15 protein-coding genes and 1 pseudogene are annotated in these 15,102 nt (G+C 59.0%); 5 read left to right on the top strand and 11 right to left on the bottom strand.

Annotated elements, in window-relative coordinates; all coding sequences use genetic code 11:
• The gene (gene exbB, locus EJA71_RS15910; RefSeq protein WP_158958335.1) at window positions 1–960 is read right to left on the bottom strand and encodes a tonB-system energizer ExbB; all 960 of its coding nucleotides are present in this window, start codon (window positions 958–960) and stop codon (window positions 1–3) included.
• A gap of 188 nt (window positions 961–1,148) precedes the next feature.
• On the opposite strand from exbB, the gene EJA71_RS15905 reads away from it, so the two are divergent.
• Window positions 1,149–2,006, top strand: a complete 858-nt coding sequence (locus EJA71_RS15905) for an SDR family oxidoreductase (RefSeq protein ID WP_158958333.1) — start codon at window positions 1,149–1,151, stop codon at window positions 2,004–2,006.
• A 140-nt stretch (window positions 2,007–2,146) separates the two neighbouring features.
• On the opposite strand, the gene EJA71_RS15900 is transcribed toward EJA71_RS15905, so the two are convergent.
• From EJA71_RS15900 to EJA71_RS15875, 6 genes are all read right to left on the bottom strand, one after another.
• Window positions 2,147–2,887 (bottom strand): hypothetical protein, encoded by a 741-nt coding sequence (locus EJA71_RS15900; RefSeq protein ID WP_158958331.1) that lies wholly within the window; start codon window positions 2,885–2,887, stop codon window positions 2,147–2,149.
• A gap of 68 nt (window positions 2,888–2,955) precedes the next feature.
• On the bottom strand, window positions 2,956–3,336 hold the full coding sequence (locus tag EJA71_RS15895; RefSeq protein WP_003229509.1) for a RidA family protein: 381 nt from the start codon (window positions 3,334–3,336) through the stop codon (window positions 2,956–2,958).
• A 24-nt stretch (window positions 3,337–3,360) separates the two neighbouring features.
• Window positions 3,361–5,466, bottom strand: coding sequence for a bifunctional GTP diphosphokinase/guanosine-3',5'-bis pyrophosphate 3'-pyrophosphohydrolase (gene spoT, locus EJA71_RS15890; protein WP_064589822.1), 2,106 nt, complete (start codon window positions 5,464–5,466; stop codon window positions 3,361–3,363).
• Window positions 5,467–5,523: 57 nt separating this feature from the next.
• Window positions 5,524–5,787, bottom strand: a complete 264-nt coding sequence (gene rpoZ / locus EJA71_RS15885) for a DNA-directed RNA polymerase subunit omega (RefSeq protein ID WP_122594506.1) — start codon at window positions 5,785–5,787, stop codon at window positions 5,524–5,526.
• Window positions 5,788–5,954: 167 nt separating this feature from the next.
• Complete coding sequence (gene gmk / locus EJA71_RS15880) at window positions 5,955–6,575, bottom strand: guanylate kinase (protein ID WP_122594507.1); 621 nt, start codon at window positions 6,573–6,575, stop codon at window positions 5,955–5,957.
• Between the two features lie 12 nt (window positions 6,576–6,587).
• On the bottom strand, window positions 6,588–7,451 hold the full coding sequence (locus EJA71_RS15875) for a YicC/YloC family endoribonuclease (protein ID WP_158958329.1): 864 nt from the start codon (window positions 7,449–7,451) through the stop codon (window positions 6,588–6,590).
• Window positions 7,452–7,721: 270 nt separating this feature from the next.
• Between EJA71_RS15875 and rph the strand changes: the two genes are divergently transcribed.
• The 3 genes from rph (at window position 7,722) to gltS (ending at window position 10,419) form a co-directional block, all read left to right on the top strand.
• A complete protein-coding gene (rph, locus tag EJA71_RS15870) occupies window positions 7,722–8,444 on the top strand; it encodes a ribonuclease PH (RefSeq protein ID WP_122594509.1) in 723 nt (240 codons plus the stop codon).
• Window positions 8,445–8,472: 28 nt separating this feature from the next.
• Complete coding sequence (locus tag EJA71_RS15865) at window positions 8,473–8,838, top strand: DUF4870 domain-containing protein (protein WP_122594510.1); 366 nt, start codon at window positions 8,473–8,475, stop codon at window positions 8,836–8,838.
• Between the two features lie 372 nt (window positions 8,839–9,210).
• A complete protein-coding gene (gene gltS / locus EJA71_RS15860) occupies window positions 9,211–10,419 on the top strand; it encodes a sodium/glutamate symporter (protein ID WP_158958327.1) in 1,209 nt (402 codons plus the stop codon).
• Between the two features lie 70 nt (window positions 10,420–10,489).
• Here the strand turns inward: gltS and EJA71_RS15855 are convergent, their stop codons facing one another.
• The gene (locus tag EJA71_RS15855; protein ID WP_007920349.1) at window positions 10,490–11,269 is read right to left on the bottom strand and encodes an exodeoxyribonuclease III; all 780 of its coding nucleotides are present in this window, start codon (window positions 11,267–11,269) and stop codon (window positions 10,490–10,492) included.
• A gap of 82 nt (window positions 11,270–11,351) precedes the next feature.
• Between EJA71_RS15855 and pyrE the strand changes: the two genes are divergently transcribed.
• Window positions 11,352–11,996, top strand: coding sequence for an orotate phosphoribosyltransferase (gene pyrE, locus EJA71_RS15850; RefSeq protein WP_008078597.1), 645 nt, complete (start codon window positions 11,352–11,354; stop codon window positions 11,994–11,996).
• Window positions 11,997–12,095: 99 nt separating this feature from the next.
• On the opposite strand, the gene EJA71_RS15845 is transcribed toward pyrE, so the two are convergent.
• The 3 genes and pseudogenes from EJA71_RS15845 to EJA71_RS15835 form a co-directional block, all read right to left on the bottom strand.
• Entirely contained in the window at window positions 12,096–12,308 is a 213-nt protein-coding gene (locus EJA71_RS15845) for a hypothetical protein (protein WP_158958325.1), read from the bottom strand.
• Between the two features lie 203 nt (window positions 12,309–12,511).
• A complete protein-coding gene (gene argB, locus EJA71_RS15840) occupies window positions 12,512–13,417 on the bottom strand; it encodes an acetylglutamate kinase (protein ID WP_064389560.1) in 906 nt (301 codons plus the stop codon).
• Between the two features lie 17 nt (window positions 13,418–13,434).
• Window positions 13,435–14,811 (bottom strand): annotated as a pseudogene (locus EJA71_RS15835) (phosphomannomutase/phosphoglucomutase); the annotation flags it as partial.
• Window positions 14,812–15,102 lie beyond the last annotated feature (291 nt).

Raw genomic sequence — 15,102 nt, 5'->3', positions numbered from 1 at the left:
TTACCCCACTTTGACCATGTGCGGCTGAGAGCTGCGCTCAGGCTGGTGGTCGAGGTCGCGGCTGACCAGCAGCAGGACTTCTGCCGAAGCATCGGAAACCTGCGCCTTGTAACCGGCGATGGAGCGGGCGAACACGTTATAGATCACCACGGCAGGGATCGCGGCAACCAGGCCCAGTGCGGTGGCCAGCAGTGCTTCTGCAATGCCCGGTGCCACAACGGCGAGGTTGGTGGTCTGGGTTTTGGCGATGCCGATGAAGGAGTTCATGATGCCCCACACGGTACCGAACAGACCGACGAACGGCGCGGTGGAACCGATGGTGGCGAGCACGCCGGTGCCGCTGCTCATGTTGCGACCGCAGGCTGCTACCAGACGCTCGAGGCGGAAGCTGACGCGTTCCTTGATGCCTTCTTTCTCGCGGCTGTTGACCGACAGGCGCATCTCTTCGAGCGCGTCGTGCACCAGCAGGTTGGCGAGAGTGCCTTCCTTACCGGCGGTGGCGCTGGCTTCTTTCAGGGTGGTGGCTTTCTTCAGGGCGGCGATTTCACCACGCAGACGACGCTTGGCGCCCATCAGCTCGAAGCCTTTGGCGATCCAGATGGTCCAGGTGATGATGGAAGCGATGGCCAGACCGATCATCACGATTTTCACGATGATGTCGGCGTTCTGGTACATGCCCCACGGCGACAGGTCGTGTGCCATGCCCAAGCTGTTGTCGGCCTCGAGCACTTCAGGCACGTCGGCAGCATCGACAGCCTGCACCGGATCGGTGGCAGCCGGAGCAGCAGCTGGCGCCTCGGCGGTTGGGGCGTGCTGTTCGGTAGCGGCTGGTGCGGCGGGCGCTTGAGCGTCGGCGAACGCAGCGGTCGGTGCCAGCATCAAGCTGAGCAACAGTGCCGCCACCGCGCTAAAAACGCGAGGTCGTTTGGTTGGCGAAGCGGGGATTTGATTACGTGTCATGCTGGCCGGACCTGAGATAGAAAAACGGTGATGCTCTACCAGGCCTCGTAAGGCCGAGAACAAAAGTGGCGTGCATTATTGCAAGTAATTCTTGTTAACAAAAGTAATAGAGTATCTTTTTTTCCTACATTGCTAGCCGCTCGTCCCTTGCCGGCGCTAGTCTGTGCCTTTCCGATGGGAGTTTTTTGATGTCCGCGCCTTCTGTTTTGATTGCCGGTTGTGGTGATGTCGGCAGTCGTCTGGCCACGCAATTGCTGGCGGCTGGCTGGGAAGTTCACGGCTTGCGCCGGGATGTTTCGAAGCTGCCTGCCGGTGTGATCGGCGTTGCCGGCGACCTGTTCAATGAAGACTGCCCGGCGACCTGGCCGGTGGGAGCGGTGGATTACCTGGTGTATTGCGCCGCGGCCACCGATCACGATGAGGCCGGTTACCGCGCCGCTTACGTTCAAGGTTTGCAGAACGTGCTGAGCTGGCTGGATGACTACGGGCAAGTGCCCGAGCGACTGATCTTCGTGTCCAGCAGCAGCGTGTATGGGCAGCAGGACGGCGAGTGGGTTGATGAAGCGTCCGAGACAGTGGCGGCGGGCTATTCCGGGCGCCTGATGCTGGAAGCGGAACAGGTCGCGCTCAACAGCGGCATCCCGGCGAGCATCCTGCGCCTGACCGGCATCTACGGCCCGGGCCGCGAATGGCTGCTGACTCAAGTGCGTCGCGGTTATCGTGTTGCAATTGATCCGCCGCTGTATGGCAACCGGATTCATGCTGACGACGCCGCCGGGTTGCTGGCGTTTCTGCTGGAGAAAGGTCGTCAGGGCGTGAAGCTGGAGGATTTCTACATCGGTGTCGACGATGCGCCGGCACCGTTGGCGGAAGTGGTCGGATGGTTGCGTGAATACCTGGGCGTAACCGAATGGGCGGAAGACGCCAGCGTTCGGCGCACGGGCAGCAAGCGTTGCAGCAATGCGCGTGTGAAGGCATTGGGCTGGACGCCGACGTACCCGAGCTACCGCGAAGGCTATACCGCGATTCTTGAAGGTCAATCCTGAATTCGAGACACCCCAAAAACAACTGTAGGAGTGAGCCTGCTCGCGATGAGGCCATAACATTCAACACTTGTGCTGACTGTTACACCGCTATCGCGAGCAGGCTCACTCCTACAGGGGATGTCTGCGAATTCAGAAGCGGGTCACTGCTTCTCGAGCAACCACTTGCGCTCACCCGCGGTGAACTGCGGTTGCTCATCTGCCAAAGCAGCATTCACCGCCTGGAGAATTTCCAGCTCTTTGCCCTTGCGCACAAAGATCCAGTTGTTGCCCTGACCGTTCTGTTGCAGCCACATGCTGTCGTTGCCGTTGCTCATCGACGCGCAATCGCCCGCCAGACACAATGCGTAACGATCAGCCCCCGGCAAACCGGAGACTTGACCGTCCGCCTGGAATTGCACGGTGCTGCCTTCACCCTGGCCGCTGGTGATTTTCCAGTCACCGCCTAGATATGCCGAATACAGCGCGCGTTCGAAGCTGGCGCCAATCGGCGCGCCTTCCGGCACCGGAATCTGTGCGCGATCGAACAGTTGCTCCGGCTCATTATCGCTGGCGGCCTGTTGCAGTTGCCCGCCATCACGTTTCAGCTCGCTGGCGGAGCTGCCATAGAAGTCGACTTTCCAGGCGCCGGATTGTTCACCCAGCAGCCGTCCTTCGACGTTCTCAAAACCGTTGGTGTAGCGGGCCTGGCTGGCCTTGGTGTTGACGTCCCACTCCAGGTTCGGGCCATACGCCTGAAGCGCTTCGCGCAGGGGGCCGCCCTTGGCTGCAGCATCAATCGCCACCTGATTGATCCAGGTGCCGCTGATATCACGATCGGCAGGGTTGCTGGCGCAGCCGCCGAGGAAAATGGCGAGCAGCGGGAGAGCTAGCGCTTTGCGCATGGTGGAATCCTTTCAAAACCTTTTCTTGCTGAGCAGTCGGCGCGGCGTTGAAGGCCGCGCCGTGCGCATCACTCGATGACCAGAATGGCATCCATTTCAACCTGCGAACCCTTTGGCAGGGCAGCCACGCCAATGGCGGCGCGGGCCGGGTACGGCTGGTCGAAGTACTTGCCCATGATCTCGTTGACCTTGGCGAAGTGGCTCAGGTCGGTGAGGAAGATGTTCAGTTTGACGATGTCCTTGAACGAACCGCCGGCAGCTTCGGCCACGGCTTTGAGGTTCTCGAACACCTGGACGGTCTGGGCTTCGAAGCCTTCAACCAGTTCCATGGTTTTTGGGTCCAGAGGAATCTGACCCGACATGTAAACGGTGTTGCCCGCCTTGATCGCCTGGGAATAAGTGCCGATGGCGGCCGGGGCCTTGTCGCTGGTGATAACAGTCTTGGTCATGTATGACTCCTTGTAATGGTTGAGTTATGCACGCATGCGGGTGATGCGGATCACCCCGGTCAAGGCGCGCAGCTTCTTGATCACGCGGGCCAGGTGCACACGGTCGTGGACGCTGACCACCAACTGGACAACGCTGATGCGACCATCGCGTTCGTCCATGCTGATTTTCTCGATATTGCCGTCGGCTGCGTTGACGCTGCTGGCCAGCAGGGCGATCAGGCCACGCTGGTGTTCCAGCTCGACGCGCAGTTCGACGTTGAATTCGCCGGTGACATCCTTGGCCCACGAGAGCTGGATGCATTTTTCCGGGTTGTGCCTGATTTCGCTGATATTGCGGCAGTTATCCAGGTGCACGACCATGCCTTTGCCCGCCGACAAGTGCCCGACAATCGGGTCGCCCGGGATCGGCGTGCAGCACTTGGCGTAGCTGAGCACCAGACCTTCGGTGCCGCGAATCGCCAGCGGGCCTTCCGGACTTGGCAGTTGTTCGCCTTCGCCCAGCAGGCGACGTGCGACCACGTAGGCCATGCGGTTGCCCAGGCCAATGTCTTCGAGCAAGTCTTCGATCAGTTCGAGGCGGTACTCGGTGAGCATCGCCTTGACGCGTTCGGCCGGGATCTTCTCCAGCGCGCTGTCGAAACCGTTGAGGACTTTGTTCAGCAGGCGTTCGCCGAGGCTGATGGACTCGGAGCGGCGTTGCAGTTTCAGCGCATGACGAATGTGCGTGCGCGCCTTGCCGGTGACGACGAAGTTGAGCCACGCCGGGTTTGGTCGTGCGCCGGGGGCGCTGACGATCTCGACCGTGGAACCGCTTTGCAGCGGTTCGGACAGCGGTGCGAGGCGTCGGTTGATCCGGCAGGCGATGCAGCTGTTACCGACGTCGGTGTGCACCGCGTAGGCAAAGTCGACCGCCGTGGAGCCTTTCGGCAGCTCCATGATCCGGCCTTTTGGCGTGAACACGTAGACCTCGTCCGGGAACAGGTCGATCTTCACGCTCTCGATGAACTCCAGCGAGTTGCCGGCACGTTGCTGCATTTCCAGCACGCCTTTGACCCACTGACGGGCGCGGGCGTGAGTGCCTTTTGGCTGCTCGTCACCGCTGGATTTGTACAGCCAATGGGCAGCGATGCCGTTGTTGGCCATCTCTTCCATTTCGCGGGTGCGGATCTGGATCTCGATCGGTACGCCGTGCATGCCGAACAGCGTGGTGTGCAGCGACTGATAGCCGTTGGCCTTGGGGATCGCGATGTAATCCTTGAAGCGGCCCGGCAACGGTTTGTACAAATTATGTACAGCACCTAGCACGCGGTAGCAGGTATCGACCTTGTCGACGATGATCCGGAACGCATAGACGTCCATGATCTCGTTGAAGGCCCGACGCTTGCCGCGCATTTTCTTGTAGATGCCGTAGAGGTGTTTCTGGCGACCGCTGACTTCACCCTGGATGCCGTCGATCGCGAGGCAATGGCCGAGGGATTCTTCGATCTTGTTGACGATTTCCTTGCGGTTGCCCCGGGCGCGTTTGACCGCCTGGTAGATCCGTGCGGAACGCATCGGGTGCATGGCCTTGAAGCCGAGGTCTTCGAATTCGATGCGGATCGCATGCATGCCCAGCCGGTTGGCGATGGGCGCGTAGATTTCGAGGGTTTCCTTGGCGATCCGCCGGCGTTTTTCGCCGGACAGCACTTCCAGCGTGCGCATGTTGTGCAGGCGGTCGGCGAGTTTGACCAGGATCACGCGAATATCGCGCGCCATGGCCATGGCCATTTTCTGGAAGTTTTCGGCTTGGGCTTCGGCCTTGGTCTCGAAATTCATCTGGGTCAGTTTGCTGACCCCGTCGACCAGTTCGGCCACGGTTTCACCGAACTGCGCTTGCAGCGCTTCTTTGGCGATACCGGTGTCTTCGATTACGTCATGCAGCATCGCGGCCATCAGGCTCTGATGGTCCATGTGCATGTCGGCAAGAATATTGGCCACGGCAAGAGGATGCGTGACGTACGCCTCGCCGCTGCGACGGCGCTGACCGTCATGGGCTTGTTCGGCGTAGAAATACGCTCGGCGGACCAGGTTGACCTGGTCATTGCCGAGGTAGGTCGATAAGCGATCGGCGAGGGCGTCTATGCTCGGCATGATGACTCCTGCCGTAGGCTGTGTTCCCGCGCCGTGCTACGTCGACCAGGCATAGGCTTAGACGGCCTCGTTGGACTCGTCCTCGAACGCAGCGAAGACCGGGTCTTCGTGAACGATTTCCTGCTCGGCGATGAACTCGTAGCTCATCAGGCCTTCAGCGATTTCACGCAGGGCGACGACGGTCGGCTTGTCGTTTTCCCACTGGACCAGTGGCTCTTTGCCGCCGGTGGCCAGTTGACGGGCACGCTTGGTAGAGAGCATGACCAGCTCAAAGCGGTTATCCACGTGTTCTAGGCAGTCTTCAACGGTTACGCGGGCCATGGTATTCCTCGGAGCGAATGCAAGATGCGCGCTGCCCGGTTGGGCGAGCGGACTCAACAGTTTAAAAAATCACCAGCGATTAGGGAAGCGCTGATTTTTTAACCAAGCCCTTCAACGCGCTGCAAGCACCAATGTAAAGCGCTTGCAGGCATTTTGGGAAGTGCTGATTAACCGAGCAGTTCGGCCAGTAATTTGCCATGAAGCTGCTGCTGGCGCTTCTGAATCAGCTGATTGGCGCGGAAAATCGCCTTCAAATCGTCCAGTGCGTGAGCGAAATCGTCGTTGATGATCAAGTAGTCGTAGTCGACGTAGTGGCTCATTTCGCTGACGGCTTCACGCATGCGGCCGTCGATGATTTCGTCGCTGTCCTGGCCACGGTTGGTCAGGCGCTGATGCAGGGCTTGCAGCGACGGCGGCAGGATGAAGATCGACCGCGCCTGCGGCATAAGCTTGCGCACTTGCTCGGCGCCTTGCCAGTCGATTTCCAGAATCAGATCGTGGCCGGCGTCCAGGGTTTGCTGCAGGTGGCTTTGCGAGGTGCCGTAGAGATTGCCGAACACTTCGGCACGCTCGAGGAAATCACCATGCTCGCCCATTTTCACGAAGGCTTCGCGGGAGACGAAGTTGTAGTTCACGCCGTCCACTTCGCCCGGACGCATGGCGCGGGTGGTGTGCGAAACCGAAACGCGGATCTCCGGTTTGGCGTCGGTCAAAGCCTTGACCAGACTGCTCTTGCCTGCGCCCGAAGGGGCGGAAATGATGTACAGGGTGCCGGTGCTGTGGGTCATGTCAGGGTTGCCTTACTCAATATTCTGCACTTGTTCGCGCATCTGCTCGATCAACACCTTGAGGTTGACGGCGGCTTGGGTGCTGCGCGGATCGAAGGCCTTGGAGCCCAGTGTGTTGGCTTCGCGGTTGAGCTCCTGCATCAGGAAGTCGAGGCGACGACCGGCCGCACCGCCGGACTTCAGTACCCGGCGAACTTCGATGATATGGGTGCTCAGGCGATCCAGTTCTTCGGCCACATCGCTCTTTTGCGCGAGCATGACCATTTCCTGTTCGAGGCGCTGCGGGTCGAGCTCGGCCTTCATGTCGGCGAAGCGGTCGAGGACCTTTTGGCGCTGAGTCGCGAGCATCTGCGGCACCAGTTCACGCAGGGTCACGACGTCTTCTTCGATCGAGGTCAGGCGCTCGTTGATCAACCGGGCCAGCTCCGCGCCTTCGCGCTCGCGACCAGCCTTCAACTCTTTCAGGCCTTGATTGAACAGGGCCAGCGCCTCGGCGTTGAGTGCCTGCGGATCCGTCGCATCGCCGACCAGCACGCCGGGCCAGGCCAGCACTTCCAGCGGGTTCAATGCCGCAGGGTTTTTGATCAGGCCAGCGATGGTTTCGGCGGCGGCGACCAGTTGCGCGGCGCGCTCGCGATCGACTTGCAGCGCCTTGCCGGTGCTTTCTTCGGTGAAACGCAGGGTGCATTCCAGTTTGCCCCGCGAAAGGCCCTGACGCAGCGCTTCACGCACCGCGCCTTCGAGGTCGCGAAACGACTCCGGCAGGCGCAGGTGCGGTTCCAGATAGCGGCTGTTGACCGAGCGCAGTTCCCAGCTCAGGGTGCCCTGGACGCCGGCTTTCTCGACGCGGGCGAAGGCGGTCATGCTGTGCACCATGGCGGTGACCTCGCAATGCAGATCGGCGCGGAACAGTCGTTCCGCAGGCGCGATATCAATGAATGTAAGCCGACTGGCAGCAAAGGCGCAGGATTGTAGCGCAGTGCGGCGAATGCGCCCAAACACACGGTGTGACAAAGGGCTGCAGCCCGTCGGTAATGCGTGTTTCAGGGGCTTCGGTCGTCGCGCGGATTTTTTAAGCAGTGCCCAGTCGCGGTGCAGCGCTCTATAATGCTCGGCAGTTTTCCGTCCCCAGTACAGGTATTTCCTATGAAACGTCCAAGTGGTCGCGTTGCCGATCAGCTCCGCTCGATCCGCATTACCCGCAACTACACCAAACACGCCGAAGGATCGGTGCTGGTCGAATTCGGTGATACCAAAGTCATCTGTACCGTCAGCGTCGAAAACGGCGTGCCGCGTTTCCTCAAGGGCCAAGGCCAGGGTTGGCTGACCGCCGAGTACGGCATGCTGCCGCGCGCCACCGGCGAGCGTAACCAGCGTGAAGCCAGCCGTGGCAAGCAGGGCGGTCGTACCTTGGAAATCCAGCGTCTGATCGGTCGTTCCCTGCGCGCTGCGCTGGACATGTCCAAGCTGGGCGATGTGACCCTGTATGTCGATTGCGACGTGATCCAGGCTGATGGCGGTACTCGCACTGCGTCCATCACTGGCGCCATGGTTGCGCTGGTTGATGCGTTGAAAGTGATCAAGAAGCGCGGCGGCCTCAAAGGCGGCGACCCGCTCAAGCAAATGATCGGCGCGGTATCGGTTGGCATGTATCAGGGCGAGGCGGTGCTGGATCTGGACTATCTTGAAGATTCCGCTGCCGAGACCGACCTCAACGTGGTGATGACCAGCACCGGTGGTTTCATCGAAGTGCAGGGTACTGCTGAAGGCGCGCCGTTCCAGCCTGAAGACCTGAACGCCATGCTGGAGCTGGCCAAGAAAGGCATGAACGAGATCTTTGAACTGCAAAAGGCTGCACTGGCCGACTGAGCAGGTTCATAACCGCAAGGAGTACGCGATGAGTGAGCAAGAGTTGCTGCCCAAACCGAGCCAGGAGGTTCGCCAATGGGCGATGTTTTGTCACTTGTCCGCCTTGCTGGGGATCTGGATTCCGTTCGGTACGCTGATCGGGCCGCTGATCCTGTGGCAGATGAAGCGCGAGATGGATCCGTTCATCGATGCGCAGGGTAAAGAGGCGCTGAACTTTCAGATCACCGTCGCCATAGCATCGGCGATCTGCTTCCTGCTGATGGTGCTGATTATCGGATTCTTTCTGTTTGGTCTGTTGGCCATCGGCGCGTTGATTCTGACGATTATTGCCGGTGTGAAGGCTAACGAGGGTTTTCCTTACCGTTATCCATTTACCTGGCGGCTGATTAAATAAATAGTGTTTAGCAATACTTAAAAAATGCCCTGACATGTCAGGGCATTTTTATTTTCGTAACTTAAATATTCGGTTTTTGTATGTAGGAATTATCTGGCAGCGATGACTGGTAGTTAATAATTCGTATAAATCCATCAACTACATTTTTAGTCACAACTGCGTACGCCAGTGACTGCCCATGTCCTTGGCAATCAGGTTTGGCGGTTGGTAGAGTTGGCACCCGCGTGATATTGCTACTGAAATATTTCGATATATTCAAGCCAACGAAGGCTCTTGAATTCCTCAGTAATCAGTGTTGAGACAATCAGCCAGTTCATGGGGCGGATGCAGGTAAACAATTCGCCCATGAATATCTAGCCAAGAATAATCCCTATGATTCAGCTCGATTTTTACGGAACGCTCGTGGCCGCTTCCCTGGTACTTTTACTTGGGCGCGGACTTGTTACACGTGTTGGTTTCATGCGCAGTTACAATATCCCTGAACCCGTGGCCGGGGGCTTGGTGGTCGCATTGCTATTGTTGATTCTGCGATCATTCAATATTGAAGTGCGCTTTGATACTTCGCTGCAAACGCCGCTGATGCTGGCCTTTTTCGCCACCATTGGACTAAGTGCCGACTTCGCCAGCCTGAAGAAAGGCGGGCGCATTGTCGGGATATTCCTGCTGGCAGTCACCGGGCTGCTGGTGGTGCAGAACGCGATGGGTATCGGATTGGCAACCCTGCTCGGGCTTGACCCGTTGATGGGGCTGCTGACCGGGTCCATTACCCTGGCGGGTGGTCACGGTACCGGAGCCGCATGGGGCACAGTGTTCAGCGAGAAGTACGGTCTGGCTTCGGCTTCCGAGCTGGCGATGGCCTCCGCGACGTTTGGTCTGGTGTTGGGTGGTCTGATCGGAGGCCCCGTGGCGCGCTTGCTGATCAAGCGCGTCGAAGTGCCGGGTTGCAATCAACAGGAAGCGCCGCGGCTGCCAAAGGGTTTTGAACAACCGAACAAAGAACGCTCGATCACACCCTTTTCGTTTATCGAAACCCTGGCCTTGATTGCCGTGAGCCTTCTGGCCGGCAGCCTGCTCAATGGCTGGCTGCAAGGGACTGCGCTCGAATTGCCGACGTTTGTCTGCGTGCTGTTTGTGGGTGTGGTGTTGCGCAACGGCCTTTCGGCGCTGGGCGTGTATCAGGTGTTTGAGCGTGAAGTCTCGGTGCTGGGCAACGTCAGTCTGTCGCTGTTTCTGGCAATCGCCCTGATGTCGCTCAAATTGTGGGATCTGGCTGCGCTGGCGTTGCCGATCTTTATCATCCTGGCGGTGCAGGCACTGGTCATGGCGCTGTTCGCGATTTTCGTGACGTTCCGGGTGATGGGCAGCAACTACGACGCGGCTGTGCTGGCAGCGGGGCATTGCGGTTTCGGCCTCGGCGCGACACCGACCGCCATCGCCAACATGCAGGCGGTGACACAACGCTTTGGACCTTCGCAGATCGCGTTTCTGGTGGTGCCAATGGTGGGGGCGTTCTTCATCGACATCATCAATGTCATCGTGATCAAGTTGTATCTGGCGCTGCCGTTCTTTGTGGCTATCTAGGTTTTGACTGATGCATGAAAAATGCCCGTATCTTGCGATACGGGCATTTTTTTGTACGGCGAATCGACGCTTAGATCGTCAGCGTCCAGTCGTAGTCGACGATCAGCGGTGCGTGCTGCGAGAACCGCGGCTGACGTGGCAGGCGTGCGCTGCGCACGAAGCGTCGCAGTCCTGGCGTCAGGATCTGATAGTCGAAACGCCAGCCCAGATTGAGCATCTCGGCCTGCTCGTTGTCCGGCCACCAGCTGTACTGGTCGCCTTCGCGGCTGACTTCGCGCAGGGCATCGACATAACCCATGTTGCCGACAATCTCGTCCATCCAGGCGCGTTCTGGCGCCAGGAAGCCCGGGGATTGCTGGCTGTCGCGCCAGTTCTTGATGTCGAGCTTCTGCTGCGCCACGTACAGCGAGCCACAATAAATGTACTCGCGACGTTTGCGTCGCTGTTTGTCCAGGTACTTGCCGAAGTCGTCCATGAGCTTGAACTTCTGGTTCAAGTCCTCATCGCCGTTCATCCCCGAAGGAAGCAGCAAGGTGGCAATACTGACTTTGTCGAAATCTGCTTGCAGGTAGCGCCCGTAGCGGTCGGCCGTCTCGAAACCGAGACCGCTGATGACAGCCTTCGGTTGCAACCGCGAATACAAAGCCACGCCACCTTGGGCAGGGACTTCAGCATCGCAGGCATAAAGGAAGTAGCCATCCAGTTGGAAGGCTGGGTCATCCAGTTCAAAGGCGGAGGCACGGGTGTCCTGCAGGCAGATGACGTCGGCATTCTGTGCTTGCAGCCAACTGAGCAAACCACGCTCGACTGCAGCCTGAATACCATTGACGTTCACACTGATGATCCGCATAAATGGCCCCAAAAATCGCGTGCGTGTATGATACACGGCGTCAAGCTAATTAGCTAAATCCGTGGTATTTGGGGTTTTTTTCATGCAAGCGTATCAGCGCGATTTCATTCGTTTTGCCATCGATCGCGGCGTTTTGCGCTTCGGTGAGTTCACCCTGAAGTCCGGGCGCACCAGTCCCTACTTCTTCAACGCCGGCCTGTTCAACTCGGGTTCGGCCCTGGCGCAACTGGGGCGTTTCTACGCTGCAGCCATCGCCGAAAGCGGCATTCCTTTCGACGTTCTGTTCGGCCCGGCCTACAAAGGCATCCCGTTGGCGGCCACCACCGCTGTGGCGCTGGCCGAGCATCACGACCGTGATCTGCCATGGTGCTTCAACCGCAAGGAAGCCAAGGCTCACGGCGAAGGTGGCAGCCTGGTCGGCGCGCCGCTGACCGGCGACGTGCTGATCATCGACGACGTGATCACCGCTGGCACCGCGATCCGCGAAGTGATGCAGATCATTGCTTCCCAGGACGGCGCCAAGGCCGCCGGCGTGCTGATCGCCCTGAATCGTCAGGAGCGTGGCAACGGCGAGTTGTCGGCGATCCAGGAAGTCGAGCGCGACTTCGGCATCCCGGTGATCAGCATCGTTTCGCTGAATCAGGTGCTCGAATTCCTCGCTGATGATCCGCAGCTCAAGCAGCATTTGCCAGCCGTTGAAGCGTATCGCGCCCAGTTTGGCGTTTGATGGCTTTGTGACAAACCTGTGAGAGCTCGCTCCTACAGGGATTGCGGTGCAAAAAAAGACCCCGTTCAGTCAGGCTGAACGGGGTCTTTTTATTTTCGGCTAGTTGGCAGACTGGCCCGGGTACGGATCTGCCGGTGCATCGCCCTGACCGCTCGAGATATTCCAGCCATTGAGCACATGAGTGCTGGGTTGGTAGTCGGGGCAGGGTGGCAGTGAGGTTTTCGACTGGTTGGAGTATTCGCGTCCGCAATCGGCACACTCGTAAGTGCCTGCCGAAACGTCGCTGCCGTAAGGTACGTGGTCTTTTTGCATGGGGAAGATCTCCTGTGGATTCAGGGAAGATCCTATGGGGATTGTTGCTTTCGCGATGTCGGACGCTTCGCTGATGAGTGTCAGACGTTTCTCTCGCGCGCAAAAAAGATCGCAGTCTTCGTCGGCGCCTACGGAAATTTCATACAGATGAAATTCGTTTTTGTAGGCGCTGCCGCAGGCTGCGATCTTTTACGTTTCAGCGATCAGGGACGCTTGCGATTGCTGATCAGCGTGCCCACACCGGTGTCGGTGAAGATTTCCAGCAGGATTGCGTTCGGCACGCGACCGTCGATGATCAGCGAACTCCCCACACCGCCCTGAACCGCTTCCAGCGCGCAACGGATCTTCGGCAGCATACCGCCGTAGATGGTGCCGTCGGCGATCAGATCGTCGACCTGCTGCGTGCTCAGACCGGTCAACACAGTGCCCGACTTGTCCATCAGGCCAGCGATGTTGGTGAGCAGCATCAGCTTCTCGGCTTTCAGCGCTTCAGCCACTTTGCCTGCAACGAGGTCGGCGTTGATGTTGTACGACTCGCCGTTGGCACCGACGCCGATAGGCGCGATCACCGGGATGAAATCACCTTTGACCAGCAAGTTGAGCAGGTCGGTGTTGATGCCGATGACTTCGCCCACGTGGCCGATGTCGATGATTTCCGGCTGGGTCATCTCCGGGGTCTGACGGGTGACGGTGAGCTTCTTCGCACGAATCAGCTCGGCGTCTTTACCGGTCAGGCCGATGGCGCTGCCGCCGTGGCGGTTGATCAGGTTGACGATGCTCTTGTTGACCTGACCACCGAGGACCATTTCCACCACGTCCATGGTCGCGGCGTCGGTGACGCGCATGCCATCGACGAAGTGGCTCTCGATCGACAGGCGCTTGAGCAGATCACCGATCTGCGGGCCGCCACCGTGCACGACCACCGGGTTGATGCCCACGGCTTTCATCAGCACGATGTCGCGGGCGAAGCCGGTTTTCAGCTCCTCGCTTTCCATCGCGTTGCCGCCGTATTTGATCACCAGGGTCTTGCCGACATAGCGTCGGATGTAAGGCAGCGCTTCGGACAGGACCTTGGCAGTGTTGGCGGCGGCATCGCGTTCGAGGGTCATTCAGGGCTCCGGGTGGATCAGAACGGTAGTTGGAGATCAGGTGCAACACGTTTCAGTTGGACGTGAAACACGTCCTTGATACGCGCAAGTTCTGCCTCGTCATCGGCCTCGAAGCGCAGCACCAGCACCGGTGTGGTGTTGGACGCGCGCACCAGGCCCCAGCCTTTGGCGTAATCGACTCGCACGCCGTCGATGGTGGTCAGGTCAGCGCCTGTACCCCACTGAGCGTCGTGCAGTGCATCAATGATGCTGAATTTGCTCTCTTCGGTCACATGGATATTGATTTCCGGCGTAGAAATATCGTTCGGGAAAGTCGCAAACAGCTCTTCCGCGGTGGATTTTTCCTTGCTGAGGATCTCCAGCAGCCGTGCAGCGCTGTAGATGCCGTCGTCGAAACCGAACCAGCGCTCCTTGAAGAAGATGTGCCCGCTCATTTCGCCGGCCAATAGCGCACCGGATTGTTTCATTTTCTTTTTGATCAACGAATGACCGGTCTTCCACATTAGCGGCCGACCACCGTATTCCTTGATCAGCGGCACCAGACGACGGGTGCATTTGACGTCGAAGATGATTTCCGCGTCCGGGTTGCGCTCCAGCACGTCGCGGGCGAACAGCATCAGCAGGCGATCGGGGTAAACGATGCTGCCGGTGTTGGTCACCACGCCGACACGGTCGCCGTCGCCGTCGAAGGCCAGGCCGATGTCGGCGTTGGTTTCCTTGACCTTGGCGATCAGGTCGACGAGGTTTTCAGGCTTGCCCGGATCCGGGTGGTGATTCGGGAAGTTACCGTCGACTTCGCAGAACAACGGGATGACTTCGCAGTTCAGCGCCTCGATCAATTGCGGGGCGATCACGCCGGCCGCGCCGTTGCCGCAGTCAACCACGACTTTCATGCGGCGGGCCAGTTTGATGTCCTGGACGATTTCGGTGTTGTAGCGGTCGAGGATTTCGACCTGGGTGACGCTGCCATTGCCGCTGCTCAAGTTGTTGGTCTTGAGGCGCTCGTGCAGGGCCTGAATCTGTTCGTTGGCGAGGGTGTCGCCGGCGATGACGATCTTGAAGCCGTTGTAGTTCGACGGGTTGTGGCTGCCGGTGAGCATGACCCCGGACTTGCCCGCCAACACGTTGGCGGCGTAGTACAGCGCCGGTGTCGGCACCAGGCCGACGTCGCTGACGTGGCAGCCGCTCTCGGCGATACCGCGGATCAGCTCTGCCACCAGTTCCGGGCCGGACAAGCGGCCGTCGCGACCAACGGACACATTCGGCTCACCTTGAGCGAGGCTCTGCGAACCGATGGCGCGGCCGATCCAGTAAGCGGTTTCGGCATTGAGGAATTCCGGCACGGTGCCGCGAATGTCATAGGCGCGGAAAATGCTGTCGGGCAGCTTTGGGGCAATCTTGGCTGGGGTGCTCATCTACGGAAATGCTCCATCTCGAAAGTGGCGGGACAGACCGACGAATCGTTCGACGGCAGGCTCAAACTGAAGGGTATGACGGCGTTTTCCACAGAGAGTTCGTGGTATGAAAGGGCCATGACGCCTCGCCCGGCGCGGCTTTCGGCCGGCAAAACCTTGATTTTCGGTGTTAAAACCTGTCGCACAAATTGCACAAAATTCCCCCGTAGGAGCTGCCGAAGGCTGCGATCTTTTGACTTTGTTTTTTAAGATCAAGATCAAAAGATCGCA

The sequence above is a fragment of the Pseudomonas sp. PB106 genome (assembly GCF_009764645.1).
In the GTDB taxonomy this organism is placed as follows: Bacteria; Pseudomonadota; Gammaproteobacteria; order Pseudomonadales; family Pseudomonadaceae; genus Aquipseudomonas.
Note: the sequence above shows the minus strand (reverse complement) of the source record. Positions and strands in the feature narration are given on the sequence as shown.